An 11,947-nucleotide genomic window follows, 5' to 3' on the forward strand; every position below is an offset into this window, starting at 1 on the left:
ATTGAAGGATTATCGTGGGTAAAATCACCGGTTTCATGGAATTTGAGCGCCAGGAAGAAGCGCATGTCGACCCTGCCATTCGGGTCAAGAACTACAAGGAATTCGTGGTTCACCTCAGTGACGGCCAGGCCAAGCTGCAAACGGCGCGCTGCATGGACTGCGGCATCCCGTTCTGCCACAGCGGCTGCCCGGTCAACAACCTGATTCCCGACTGGAACGACCTGGTCTATCACGGCCATTACCGCGCCGCGCTCGACAACCTGCACTCGACCAACAACTTCCCCGAGTTCACCGGCCGCGTCTGTCCTGCGCCGTGCGAGTCCGCCTGCACCCTTGGCATCAATGAGGCCCCGGTCGGCATCAAGTCGGTCGAGCACAAGATCATCGATGCCGGCTGGGAACACGGCTGGGTGGTGCCGCAGCCGCCGGAAACCCTGACCGGCAAGACGGTCGCGGTGGTCGGCTCCGGCCCTGCCGGCCTGGCGGCGGCGCAGCAGCTGGCGCGCGCCGGCTACAAGGTGACGGTGTTCGAGAAGAGCGACCGCATCGGCGGCCTGCTGCGCTACGGCATTCCCGATTTCAAGATGGAGAAGTCGCACATTGACCGCCGTGTCGAGCAAATGGAAGCCGAAGGCGTCACTTTCCGCACCAGCGTATTGATCGGCAAGGACTTCCCGGCCAACGTCAACAACTGGGCCAAGGAAACGATCTTCCCGGAAGACCTGGAAAAGGACTTCGACGCAGTGATCCTGGCCGGCGGCGCGGAACAGCCGCGCGACCTGCCAGTGCCCGGGCGCGAGCTCAAGGGCGTGCATTTTGCGATGGACTTCCTGCCGCAGCAAAACAAGATCAACGCGGGCGACAAGGTCAAGGACCAGATCAAGGCCACCGGCAAGCACGTGGTCGTGATCGGCGGCGGCGATACCGGCTCGGACTGCGTCGGCACCTCGAACCGCCATGGCGCAGCCTCGGTCACGCAGTTCGAGCTGATGCCGATGCCGCCGGAGCAGGAGAACAAGCCGCTGGTGTGGCCATACTGGCCGATCAAGCTGCGCACTTCGTCCTCGCATGAGGAAGGCTGCGAGCGTGACTTCGCGGTCGCGACCAAGCGCCTCGAAGGCAAGGGCGGCAAGGTCGAGAAGCTGATCGCTTGCCGTGTCGAGTGGAAAGACGGCAAGATGGTTGAGGTCGAGGGGTCCGAATTCGAGATGAAGGCTGACCTGGTGCTGCTGGCGATGGGTTTCGTGTCGCCGGTGGCCTCGGTTCTCGAGGCCTTCGGCGTCGAGAAGGATGCGCGCGGTAACGCCCGTGCCACGACGGACGGCGATGGCTGCTACAAGACCTCGGCGCCGAATGTATTTGCAGCGGGTGACATGCGCCGTGGGCAGTCGCTGGTGGTGTGGGCGATCCGCGAAGGCCGCCAGGCTGCGCGCGCGGTCGACGAGTTCCTGATGGGATCGTCGGTACTGCCGCGCTAAAGTTTAACGGGGGATGCGCGCTCCGCGCTTATCCTCCGTTTTCGCAGTTCCTGTACGTGCTGCAACGCACCAAACCCGGACCAGTACTGCTGTGTTGCTTTACGGCATGCATTGAGCAAGCGCATAAACTACGCAGTCGAACGTATGCATACATACGTGTTTGTCTGTATATTTCTTAACCAAAAACAAATACTTACGTTCGGAAATATCTGACTCGCCGTTCAGTAGTGTTGTATTATCACGTCGCGGCCCGGCCCGGAAATGGGGCTCGTCAAGCAGGGATTGACCTTTCTGCACTACAATACCGGATTCCCCAATCTGAACAGCCGCCGTGCCAAATCTAGTTGAAATCCGCGATCTCCACTTCGCCTACGGAACCCGTTCCATCCTTTCTGAACTCCAGATGGACTTTCCGCGTGGCAAGGTTGTGGCTGTCATGGGTGGCTCCGGCTGCGGCAAGACCACGGTCCTGCGCCTGATCGGCGGCCAGCTGCGCCCGCAGCGCGGCACGGTGTCCGTCAACGGCGAAGTCGTCCACAAGCTCAATACCGCCGGCCTGTACCGCATGCGCCGCAAGATGGGCATGCTGTTCCAGTTCGGCGCGCTGTTTACCGACCTGACAGTCTTCGACAACGTCGCCTTCCCGCTGCGCGAGCACACCGACCTGCCGCAGGAACTGATCCGCGACCTGGTGCTGCTCAAGCTGAACGCTGTCGGCCTGCGTAACGCCGCCAAGCTCAAGCCATCCGAGATCTCGGGCGGCATGGCGCGCCGCGTCGCAGTCGCCCGTGCCGTGGCGCTCGACCCTGAACTGATCATGTACGACGAGCCGTTCGCCGGCCTCGACCCGATCTCGATGGGCGTGACCGCCAACCTGATCCGCCGCCTGAACGATGTGCTCGGCTCGACCTCGATCCTCGTGTCGCACGACGTGCACGAGTGCTTCGCGATCGCCGACTATGTGTACTTTATGTCCGCCGGAAAAATCGTGGCCCAGGGCACGCCTGCCGAGCTGCGCGTATCGGACGACCCGTACGTCAAGCAATTCGTCAACGCCGCTCCGGATGGCCCGGTTCCTTTCCACTATCCGGGCAAGTCCTTTGCTGACGACCTCGGCCTTGGAGCGCTGAAATGACCGCTGTTTTCAATTTCTTCCTGAACATCCTGGAGTCGGTCGGCCGCTTCGTGCGCGAAAGTATCGAGCACATCGGTTTCGCCACGCGTTCCTTCCTGACCTTGCTGCGGCTGTCGCCAGGCGCGTTCGCCCGCCCGGCCCTGATTTCCGAGCAGATCCACTTCATCGGTAACTATTCGCTGGTGATCATCATCGTGTCCGGCCTGTTCGTCGGCATGGTGCTGGGCCTGCAGGGCTACATCACGCTGACCCCGTACGGCGCGGAACAAAAGCTTGGCCAGGTGGTCGCGCTGTCGCTGGTGCGCGAACTGGGCCCGGTCGTGACCGCGCTGCTGTTTGCCGGCCGCGCAGGCACTTCGCTGACCGCACAGATCGGCCTGATGAAGGCGGGCGAGCAATTGTCGGCCATGGAAATGATGGCGATTAACCCGATCCAGCGCGTGCTGGCGCCCCGCTTCTGGGCTGGCGTTATCGCGATGCCGGTGCTGGCCACCATCTTCAGCGCCGTCGGCGTGATGGGCGGTTACCTGGTCGGCGTGCAGCTGATCGGCGTCGACGAGGGCGCATTCTGGTCGCAGATGCAAGCCAACGTCGATGTGCAGGACGACATCCTCAACGGTGTGCTCAAGAGCTTCATCTTCGGCATCGCCGTGACCTTCACGGCACTGTTCCAGGGCTACCACGCCCAGCCGACGCCGGAAGACGTCTCGCGCGCCACCACGCGCACCGTCGTCATCGCTTCACTGATGGTCTGGGGGCTCGACTTCGTGCTCACCGCCCTGATGTTCAACAACTGATTTTGAATCCGGCCGCGCTGTGCCGGCGAATAACAAGACTTAGGAATTAATCATGCATCGTAAAACCATTGACGTCTGGGTTGGCCTGTTTGTGCTGCTGGGACTGGCCGCACTCGTCTTCCTGGCCTTGAAGGCCGGCAACATGGCGACAGTTTCGTTCGATAAAACTTATGCTATCAGCGCCAAATTCGACAATATCGGCGGCCTGAAGCCCCAAGCACCGGTGAAAAGCGCCGGCGTGGTGGTTGGCCGCGTGGGTGCAATCGGCTTCGACGACAAGACTTACCAGGCTTTGGTCACCATGGAACTCGAATCCGGCTACAAATTCCCGAAAGATAGCTCCTTGAAGATCCTCACTGCAGGCCTGCTGGGCGAGCAGTACATCGGTATCGAACCGGGTGGCGACTTGAACAACCTCGCCAATGGCGACCGTATCTCGCGCACCCAATCGGCAACCGTGCTGGAAGACCTGATCAACAGGTTTATCTACAGCAAGGCTGCTGAAGGCACAGAAGAAAGCAAAGAATGACCAAGAAGACCAATCAATTCGCAGTGCGCAGTGTTGCGCTGGCCTCGGCAGCACTGCTGCTGGCCGGTTGCGCCAGCACCACGCCGGGCGACCCGCTCGAGTCGTACAACCGCGCCATGTTCAAGTTCAACGATGCAGTCGACCGCACCGCGCTCAAGCCAGCCGCTACCGTCTACAAGCAGGCGGTGCCACGTTTCATGCAGACCGGCGTTAACAACTTCTTCGGCAACCTGGGCGATGTCTGGAACGCTGCGAATAACCTGATGCAAGGCAAGGGCGAAGCCGGCATGAGCGATTTCACCCGCTTCACCCTGAACAGCACCTTCGGGCTCGTAGGCCTGCTGGACATCGCGTCGGAAGCCGGCTTGCAAAAGCACAACGAAGACTTCGGCCAGACCCTGGGTTACTGGGGCATGCCGAGCGGGCCGTATTTCGTGCTGCCGATTCTGGGACCGTCGACGGTGCGTGACAGCGCCGCCCTGCCGCTGGATATGGCCGCCGACCCGTGGAACTACGTCGATCCGGCCGCGACCCGCAACTGGGGCACCGCGCTGCGCATCGTCGACAAGCGCGCCGAGATCCTGGACGCGTCGAACCTGGTGGAAGAAGCCGCGCTCGACCGTTACGTATTCATCCGCGACGGCTACCTGCAGCGCCGCCAAAGCCAGGTGTTCGACGGCGAAACCTCGCGCAAGCCGCTCGGCAAGGCCAAGGCAGACGCCGCCCCGCTGGACGCCAAGGGCATCCGCGACGCCTACGCCGACGATCCGGGCCCGACCGAGGCGCCTGCGACGCCTGCCGTGTCATCCGAAAAGCCCTCGAAGTAGTTAACCATTGTAACTGTCGTCTGCAGATTGCCAGATGACAGCTAGACTGGTACGTACATAACCTATTCAAGAAGAGAGCCCATGAAACTCGTTAATCAACTATTCGCCGCAGCAACTTTTGCCGTCGCCGCCGCCGCCGCGCAGGCGGCCGAAGCGCCTGACGCGCTGATCAAGCGCATCAGCACCGACGTCATCGACACCGCCAAGGCCGACAAGGAAATCCAGGCCGGCAACCAGAAACGCGTGATGGACCTGGTCGAATCGAAGATCCTGCCGCACGTCGATTTCCAGCGCATGACCGCACTGGCCGCCGGCCGTTTCTGGCGCCAGGCCACGCCTGAGCAGCAGCAACAGCTGTCGAACGAGTTCAAGACCCTGCTGATCTTCACCTACTCGGGTGCGCTGTCGCAGATCAAGAACGAAACCGTCGAGTTCAAGCCGATGCGCGCCGACCCTGCCGACCAGGAAGTCGAAGTGCGTTCGCAGGTCAACGTGACCCGCGGCGAGCCGATCCAGCTGAACTACCGCCTGGCCAAGTCCGGCGCCGGCTGGAAGATTTTCGACATCAACGTGCTGGGCGCATGGCTGGTCGAAACCTACAAGGGGACTTTCGCTGCCGAGATCAACAAGTCGGGCATCGACGGCCTGATCAAGGCACTGGCAGAGCGCAACAAGAAGCTCGCCAGCAAACCGCTTAAAGCAGCCAAGTAAGCAGGCGGAGACCGACTGTGGAATCGTTTGAAACCCTGACCGTGGAAAACGCCACGGCTGCGCTCGAGCGCGGCCTGGCGGCCATCAAGGACGGCCAGACCGTGTTCGACCTTGGCTGCATCCAGTCGGCGGACTCGTCCGCCGTGGCGGTGCTGCTGGCGTGGCAGCGCGCCGCGCGCAAGAATGGCACCACGCTGGCATTCACCAATATGCCCGTCAGCCTCAAGGGCCTGACTTCGCTTTACGGCGTTGACGACTTCCTGGTCGACAGCCCTGCCGACCTGCATCACCATTGACCTTGCTGTCATAACGCCGGCCCCGTGCCGGCGTGTTCCCCGGGCTGCCATTGCCGCCCAACTCGCCTGACCCTGATTTCCCCTATAATTGTCTGTTTCCCCAAGCGGGACTTCGAAGCGCGCCCGTCGTTAAAGGGCATGCTGTCTATACAGGCTTAAAACAAGAAAAGCATGAGTGCTATCCAGATAAGCAAGGTCGAAAAAAGCTACAAGTCGCTCAAGGCGCTGGGCGGCGTCTCGCTGACCATCGAGCAGGGCGAATTCTTCGGACTGCTCGGCCCCAACGGCGCCGGCAAGACCACCCTGATTTCCACCATCGCGGGCCTGATCCGTCCCGACGCAGGAAGCGTGTCCATCCACGGCCACGACGTCGCCACGGACTTCCGCGCCGCGCGCCGCAAGCTCGGCGTGGTGCCGCAGGAGCTCGTGTTCGACCCCTTCTTCACGGTGCGCGAAACGCTGCGCCTGCAGTCGGGCTACTTCGGTCTGAAGAACAACGACAAATGGATCGACGAGGTCATGGAAAACCTCGACCTGACCAACAAGGCCGACGCCAACATGCGCGCGCTGTCGGGCGGCATGAAGCGCCGCGTGCTGGTCGCGCAGGCGCTGGTGCACAAGCCGCCGGTCATCGTGCTCGACGAGCCGACCGCCGGCGTCGATGTCGAACTGCGCCAGACCCTGTGGAAGTTCATCTCGCGCCTGAACCGCGAGGGCCACACCATCGTGCTGACCACCCACTACCTCGAAGAAGCGCAGGCCATGTGCCAGCGCGTCGCCATGCTCAAGTCGGGCAAGGTGGTGGCGCTTGAAAAGATGTCCGCCCTGCTGCGCCGCATTTCGGGTTCGCAGCTGAACGTGCACCTGGCCAGCGGCGACCTGCCGGAAGGCCTGCGCCACCTGGTCTCGCACGACGAGCACCTGGACGGCAACAAGTACAGCCTGCGCGTGAACGAATACAGCGAAGTCGAAGGCATCCTCGCGCGCCTGCGCGAATCGGGCGCCGTCATCGACGACATGCAGCTGCAGCAGGCCGACCTGGAAGACATCTTTTTGCAAATCATGGAGCGTGGCACGGTATGAACTTGTTTTCCGTAGGTTTCCAGACCCTCCTCTACAAAGAGACGCTGCGCTTCTGGAAGGTCGCCACCCAGACCATCGCCGCGCCGATCCTGACCGCCATGCTGTACCTGCTGATCTTCGGCCATGTGCTCGAAGGGAGGGTCGAGGTGTATCCGGGCGTGAACTACACCGCCTTCCTGGTGCCTGGCCTGGTGATGATGAGCGTCCTCCAGAATGCGTTCGCCAATTCCTCGTCCTCGCTGATCCAGTCGAAAATCACCGGCAACCTCGTGTTCATCCTGCTGCCGCCGCTGTCGCACTGGGAAATCATCTCGGCTTACGTGCTGGCGTCGGTCACGCGCGGTTTGGTGGTCGGCGCGGGCGTATTCGCCATCACCGCCTGGTTCGCCGACCTGCACTTCGCGCAGCCGGTCTGGATCGTCGTGTTCGCGCTGATCGGCGCGGCCATCCTCGGCACCATGGGCGTCATCGCCGGTATCTGGGCCGAGAAGTTCGACCAGCTGGCCGCGTTCCAGAACTTCCTGATCGTGCCGGCCACTTTCCTGGCCGGCGTGTTCTACTCGATCCACTCGCTGCCGCCGTTCTGGCAAGCAGTCTCGCATTTCAACCCGTTCTTTTATATGATTGACGGGTTCCGCCACGGTTTCTTCGGCGTTTCGGACGTCTCGCCATGGACCAGCCTGGGCATCGCACTGGTGTTCTTCGCGGTCTTGTCGGCGTTCGCCATTAACATGCTTTCGCGCGGCTACAAGCTGCGCCACTAAATTCGATAGGACCTCAAGTGGAAACTACGCCAGAACTCATTCATAGCTATATCAGCAACGGTCTCGTTTGCACCCACCTCGAAGTGGATGGCGACGGCCGCCACTTCACCGCCCTGATCGTGTCGCCCGCCTTCGAAGGCAAGCGCCCGATCCAGCGCCACCAGCTGGTATATGCTGCTCTCGGAGACCGCATGCGTGAAGAAATCCACGCGCTGTCGATGAAGACCCTCACCCCTGCTGAATACCAAGGATAAAGATATGGACAAGCTCCAGATTGTCGGCGGCAAGCGCCTGAACGGCGACATCAAAATCTCCGGCGCCAAGAACGCTGCCTTGCCGATCCTGTGCGCCGGCCTGCTGACCGCGGGCGACCTCGAACTGTCGAACGTGCCGCGCCTGCACGACGTCAAGACCATGCTCGAGCTGCTCGAGCAGACCGGCCTGAAGGTCGACCAGGACGACGAGCGCGTGACCCTGAACGGCAGCGGCATCGACAAGCTGGAAGCCCCGTACGAGCTGGTGAAAACCATGCGCGCATCGATCCTGGTGCTCGGCCCATTGCTGGCGCGCTTCGGCGAAGCCAAGGTCTCGCTGCCGGGCGGCTGCGCGATCGGTTCGCGTCCGGTCGACCAGCACATCATGGGCCTGCGCGCGCTGGGCGCCGAGATCTCGATCGAAGGCGGCTACATCTACGCCAAGTGCAAAAAGCTCAAGGGCGCGCGCATCCGCACCGAGATGATCACCGTGACCGGCACCGAGAACCTGCTGATGGCCGCGACGCTGGCCGAAGGCGAGACCGTGCTGGAAAACGCCGCGCGCGAGCCTGAAGTGACCGACCTCGCCAACCTGCTGGTGAAAATGGGCGCGAAGATCGACGGCATCGGCACCGACCGCCTGGTGATCCAGGGCGTGGCCGAACTGCACGGCGCGAAGCACGCGGTGATCTCCGACCGCATCGAGGCGGCGACTTTCCTGTGCGCGGTGGCTGCCACCGGCGGCGACATCACCATCACCAACACCCGCACCGACATTTTCGACGTCGCGCTCGACAAGCTGCGCGAGCTGGGCCTGCACATGACGATCGGCGAGAATTCGATCCGCGCGCAAATGGACAGCCGCCCGCATCCGGTATCGGTGCGCACCACCGAATATCCGGGCTTCCCGACCGACATGCAGGCGCAGTTCATGGCGGTGAACATCATCGCCGGCGGCAGCAGCCGCGTGACCGAGACCATTTTTGAAAACCGCTTCATGCACGTGCAGGAAATGAACCGCCTGGGCGCCAACATCCAGACCGAAGGCAACACCGCCTTCATCAAGGGTGTCGACCGCCTGGTCGGCGCGCCGGTGATGGCAACCGACCTGCGCGCATCGGCCTCGCTGGTGATCGCTGCGATGGCGGCCGAAGGCACCACCGTGATCGACCGCATCTATCACCTCGACCGCGGCTACGACCGCATGGAAGCGAAGCTGTCGGCGGTTGGCGCCGACGTCATCCGGATCAAGTGATGAATGAAATAATCGTTCCGGCCAAGCGCCAGCTGATCCTGGCGCTGTCGAAAGGCCGCATCTTCGAGGATACGCTGCCGCTGCTGGAAGCGGCCGGCATCACGGTCACCGAAAACCCGGAGACCTCGCGCAAGCTGATCCTCGACACCAGCGACCCTGACGTGCGCGTGATTATCGTGCGCGCCAGCGACGTGCCGACCTACGTGCAGTACGGCGCGGCCGACTTCGGCGTGGCCGGCAAGGACGTGCTGCTCGAGCACGGCGGCGAAGGCCTGTACCAGCCGATCGACCTGAAGATCGCGGCCTGCCGCATGTCGGTCGCGGTGCACGCCGGCTTCGATTACGAGACCGCGGTGCGCCAGGGCGCGCGCCTGCGCGTGGCCACCAAATTCGTGCAGACCGCGCGCGAGCACTTTGCCGCCAAGGGTGTGCACGTCGACCTGATCAAGCTGTATGGCTCGATGGAGCTGGCCCCGCTGGTCGGCCTGTCGGACGCCATCGTCGACGTGGTGTCGACCGGCAGCACGCTGCGCGCCAACAACCTGGTGGAAGTCGAGAAGATCATGGATATCTCGTCGCGCCTCGTGGTCAACCAGGCCGCGCTCAAACTCAAGCGCGAGCGCCTGCAACCTATCCTGGCCGCGTTCGAACGCGCCTCCAGAATCGCAAAGTAACCCGACATGACGATCAAGATCCGCAGCCTCGACTCCACCAGCGCAGGTTTCAAACAGCAGCTCGATACCCTGCTGGCATTCGAGGCGTCCACCGACGACGCCATCGAAAGCGCGGTCGCGACGATTTTGCAGGATGTGAAAGCGCGCGGCGACGCCGCCGTACTGGAATACACCAACCGCTTCGACCGCGTCAGAGCAACCGGCATGGCCGCCTTCGATATCGGCCAGGACGAATTGCAGGCCGCGCTGGAAAGCCTCCCGCACGCACAGCGCGAAGCGCTGCAGGTGGCGGCCGACCGCATCCGCGTGTTCCACGAACGCCAGAAGCAGGAATTGAAGGGCTTCAGCTACACCGAGCCTGACGGCACGGTGCTGGGCCAGCGCATCACGCCGCTGGACCGGGTCGGCATCTACGTCCCGGGCGGCAAAGCGGCATACCCGTCGTCGGTGCTGATGAACGCGATTCCCGCCAAGGTGGCTGGCGTCGCCGAGATCATCATGGTGGTGCCGACCCCGGACGGCGTGAAGAACCAGATGGTGCTGGCCGCCGCCGCGATTGCCGGCGTCACCCGCGTCATCACCATCGGCGGCGCGCAGGCGGTCGGCGCGCTGGCCTACGGCACCGATACGATCGCCGCGGTAGACAAGATCGTCGGCCCCGGCAACGCCTACGTGGCCGCTGCCAAGCGCCGCGTGTTCGGCACCGTCGGCATCGACATGATCGCCGGACCGTCCGAGATCCTGGTGCTGTGCGACGGCACTACCGATCCCGACTGGGTCGCGATGGACCTGTTTTCGCAGGCCGAGCACGACGAACTGGCGCAGGCCATCATGCTGTGCCCCGACGCCGGATACATCGCGCAGGTCGAAGCCAGCATCCACAAGCTGCTGCCGACGATGCCGCGCCAGGACACCATCCGCACCTCGATGACGGACCGCGGCGCGCTGGTCAAGGTGCGCGACATGGAGGAAGCCTGCGAGATCGCCAACGCGATCGCGGCCGAGCACCTCGAGATCTCCGCCGAGAACCCGCAGCAGTGGGCCGACAAGATCCGCCATGCCGGCGCCATGTTCCTCGGCCGCTTCTCGTCCGAGTCGCTGGGCGACTACTGCTGCGGCCCGAACCACGTGCTGCCGACCTCGCGCACGGCGCGCTTCTCGTCGCCGCTGGGCGTGTACGATTTCCAGAAGCGCTCGTCGATCCTGTGCGTCAGCGAAGCCGGCGCCCAGACGCTCGGCAAGGTCGCGGCCGAACTGGCCTACGGCGAAGGCTTGCAGGCGCACGCCCGCAGCGCCGAACTGCGCTTGAAGCCCCAGCCATGACCGCCTGGGTCAACCGGGTGTTCTGCGAGGACGCTTTGAGCGGCCTTGCGCGCATCCCGGACGGATCGATCGACCTGATCCTGACCGACCCGCCCTATAACCTCGGCAAGGACTACGGCAACGCGTCCGACCAGCAAAGCGTCGACGCCTACCTGGCCTGGACCGAGCAGTGGATCGATTGCGCCCTGCCGAAGCTCAAGCCGAACGGCAGCCTGTACATCTTCCTGACCTGGCGCTTCTCGCCGGAGATCTTCGTGATGCTGAAAAAGCGCATGACGATGATGAACGAGATTATCTGGGACCGCCGGGTGCCGTCGATGGGCGGCAGCGTACGCAGCTACTCGTCGGTGCACGACACCGTCGGCTTTTTCGTCAACCGCAAGGACTACTACTTCGACCTCGACGCCGTGCGCATCCCGTACGACGCCGCCACCAAGAAGGCGCGTTCGCGCTCGATCTTCGTGGGTGCCAAATGGCTCGAAGTGGGCTACAACCCGAAGGACCTGTGGAGCGTGTCGCGCCTGCACCGCGAGCATCCGGAGCGCGCCGACCATCCGACCCAGAAGCCGCTCGAGATCATCGAGCGCATGGTCAAGGCCTCGTGCCCGCCGGGCGGCGTCGTGCTCGACCCGTTCATGGGCAGCGGCACCACCGCGCTGGCGGCCCAGCGCTGCGAGCGCAACTTCGTCGGCTTCGAGCTTAATCCCGACTACTGCGCGATCGTCGAAAGCCGCCTGGCCGGTCCCGCGCCGGAGCCGACCCGCAAGGCAGCCGCAAAGCGCAAGTCCGTCGCAGTCGCGGCGGTCAACCAGGAGTAAAGC

14 protein-coding genes are annotated in these 11,947 nt (G+C 63.2%); all 14 read left to right on the forward strand.

Annotated elements, in window-relative coordinates; genetic code table 11:
• Positions 1-14 precede the first annotated feature (14 nt).
• On the forward strand, positions 15-1,478 hold the full coding sequence (locus tag HHL21_RS05650) for a glutamate synthase subunit beta (RefSeq protein ID WP_169464264.1): 1,464 nt from the start codon (positions 15-17) through the stop codon (positions 1,476-1,478).
• Between the two features lie 331 nt (positions 1,479-1,809).
• Complete coding sequence (locus tag HHL21_RS05655) at positions 1,810-2,613, forward strand: ABC transporter ATP-binding protein (RefSeq protein WP_169464265.1); 804 nt, start codon at positions 1,810-1,812, stop codon at positions 2,611-2,613.
• Positions 2,610-3,410 carry a lipid asymmetry maintenance ABC transporter permease subunit MlaE gene (mlaE, locus tag HHL21_RS05660; protein WP_169464266.1) on the forward strand — a complete coding sequence of 267 codons (801 nt, stop codon included), beginning with the start codon at positions 2,610-2,612 and terminating at the stop codon, positions 3,408-3,410. The genes HHL21_RS05655 and mlaE overlap by 4 nt, the downstream gene beginning before the upstream one ends.
• 52 nt (positions 3,411-3,462) lie before the next feature.
• Positions 3,463-3,939, forward strand: coding sequence for an outer membrane lipid asymmetry maintenance protein MlaD (gene mlaD, locus HHL21_RS05665; RefSeq protein WP_169464267.1), 477 nt, complete (start codon positions 3,463-3,465; stop codon positions 3,937-3,939).
• Positions 3,936-4,766: an MlaA family lipoprotein gene (locus tag HHL21_RS05670; protein ID WP_169464268.1), complete on the forward strand. Its 831-nt coding sequence runs from the start codon at positions 3,936-3,938 to the stop codon at positions 4,764-4,766. The genes mlaD and HHL21_RS05670 overlap by 4 nt, the downstream gene beginning before the upstream one ends.
• A gap of 81 nt (positions 4,767-4,847) precedes the next feature.
• Positions 4,848-5,477: an MlaC/ttg2D family ABC transporter substrate-binding protein gene (locus HHL21_RS05675; protein ID WP_169464269.1), complete on the forward strand. Its 630-nt coding sequence runs from the start codon at positions 4,848-4,850 to the stop codon at positions 5,475-5,477.
• A 17-nt stretch (positions 5,478-5,494) separates the two neighbouring features.
• A complete protein-coding gene (locus HHL21_RS05680) occupies positions 5,495-5,773 on the forward strand; it encodes an STAS domain-containing protein (RefSeq protein WP_169464270.1) in 279 nt (92 codons plus the stop codon).
• Positions 5,774-5,944: 171 nt separating this feature from the next.
• A complete protein-coding gene (locus HHL21_RS05685) occupies positions 5,945-6,856 on the forward strand; it encodes an ABC transporter ATP-binding protein (RefSeq protein ID WP_169464271.1) in 912 nt (303 codons plus the stop codon).
• The gene (locus HHL21_RS05690; protein ID WP_169464272.1) at positions 6,853-7,620 is read left to right on the forward strand and encodes an ABC transporter permease; all 768 of its coding nucleotides are present in this window, start codon (positions 6,853-6,855) and stop codon (positions 7,618-7,620) included. Before HHL21_RS05685 ends, HHL21_RS05690 begins: the two co-directional genes overlap by 4 nt.
• Positions 7,621-7,637: 17 nt before the next feature.
• Positions 7,638-7,874 carry a BolA family protein gene (locus HHL21_RS05695; protein WP_169464273.1) on the forward strand — a complete coding sequence of 79 codons (237 nt, stop codon included), beginning with the start codon at positions 7,638-7,640 and terminating at the stop codon, positions 7,872-7,874.
• A gap of 4 nt (positions 7,875-7,878) precedes the next feature.
• Entirely contained in the window at positions 7,879-9,129 is a 1,251-nt protein-coding gene (gene murA, locus HHL21_RS05700) for a UDP-N-acetylglucosamine 1-carboxyvinyltransferase (protein ID WP_169464274.1), read from the forward strand.
• A complete protein-coding gene (gene hisG, locus HHL21_RS05705) occupies positions 9,129-9,803 on the forward strand; it encodes an ATP phosphoribosyltransferase (protein ID WP_169464275.1) in 675 nt (224 codons plus the stop codon). The genes murA and hisG overlap by 1 nt, the downstream gene beginning before the upstream one ends.
• A 6-nt stretch (positions 9,804-9,809) precedes the next feature.
• Positions 9,810-11,126, forward strand: a complete 1,317-nt coding sequence (gene hisD, locus HHL21_RS05710; RefSeq protein ID WP_169464276.1) for a histidinol dehydrogenase — start codon at positions 9,810-9,812, stop codon at positions 11,124-11,126.
• Positions 11,123-11,944: a DNA-methyltransferase gene (locus tag HHL21_RS05715; RefSeq protein ID WP_169464277.1), complete on the forward strand. Its 822-nt coding sequence runs from the start codon at positions 11,123-11,125 to the stop codon at positions 11,942-11,944. The genes hisD and HHL21_RS05715 overlap by 4 nt, the downstream gene beginning before the upstream one ends.
• The last annotated feature ends 3 nt before the right edge of the window (positions 11,945-11,947 follow it).

This window comes from Massilia polaris (assembly GCF_012927275.1).
Lineage (GTDB): Bacteria > Pseudomonadota > Gammaproteobacteria > Burkholderiales > Burkholderiaceae_D > Telluria_A > Telluria_A polaris.

What these genes read in the sequence shown, in the direction of transcription:
- HHL21_RS05670 (WP_169464268.1), top strand. Translation starts at nt 3,936, where the DNA reads ATGACCAAGAAGACCAATCAATTCGCAGTGCGCAGTGTTGCGCTGGCC.
- HHL21_RS05715 (WP_169464277.1), top strand. Translation starts at nt 11,123, where the DNA reads ATGACCGCCTGGGTCAACCGGGTGTTCTGCGAGGACGCTTTGAGCGGC.
- murA (WP_169464274.1), top strand. Translation starts at nt 7,879, where the DNA reads ATGGACAAGCTCCAGATTGTCGGCGGCAAGCGCCTGAACGGCGACATC.
- HHL21_RS05690 (WP_169464272.1), top strand. Translation starts at nt 6,853, where the DNA reads ATGAACTTGTTTTCCGTAGGTTTCCAGACCCTCCTCTACAAAGAGACG.
- HHL21_RS05685 (WP_169464271.1), top strand. Translation starts at nt 5,945, where the DNA reads ATGAGTGCTATCCAGATAAGCAAGGTCGAAAAAAGCTACAAGTCGCTC.
- hisG (WP_169464275.1), top strand. Translation starts at nt 9,129, where the DNA reads ATGAATGAAATAATCGTTCCGGCCAAGCGCCAGCTGATCCTGGCGCTG.
- HHL21_RS05675 (WP_169464269.1), top strand. Translation starts at nt 4,848, where the DNA reads ATGAAACTCGTTAATCAACTATTCGCCGCAGCAACTTTTGCCGTCGCC.
- hisD (WP_169464276.1), top strand. Translation starts at nt 9,810, where the DNA reads ATGACGATCAAGATCCGCAGCCTCGACTCCACCAGCGCAGGTTTCAAA.
- mlaE (WP_169464266.1), top strand. Translation starts at nt 2,610, where the DNA reads ATGACCGCTGTTTTCAATTTCTTCCTGAACATCCTGGAGTCGGTCGGC.
- mlaD (WP_169464267.1), top strand. Translation starts at nt 3,463, where the DNA reads ATGCATCGTAAAACCATTGACGTCTGGGTTGGCCTGTTTGTGCTGCTG.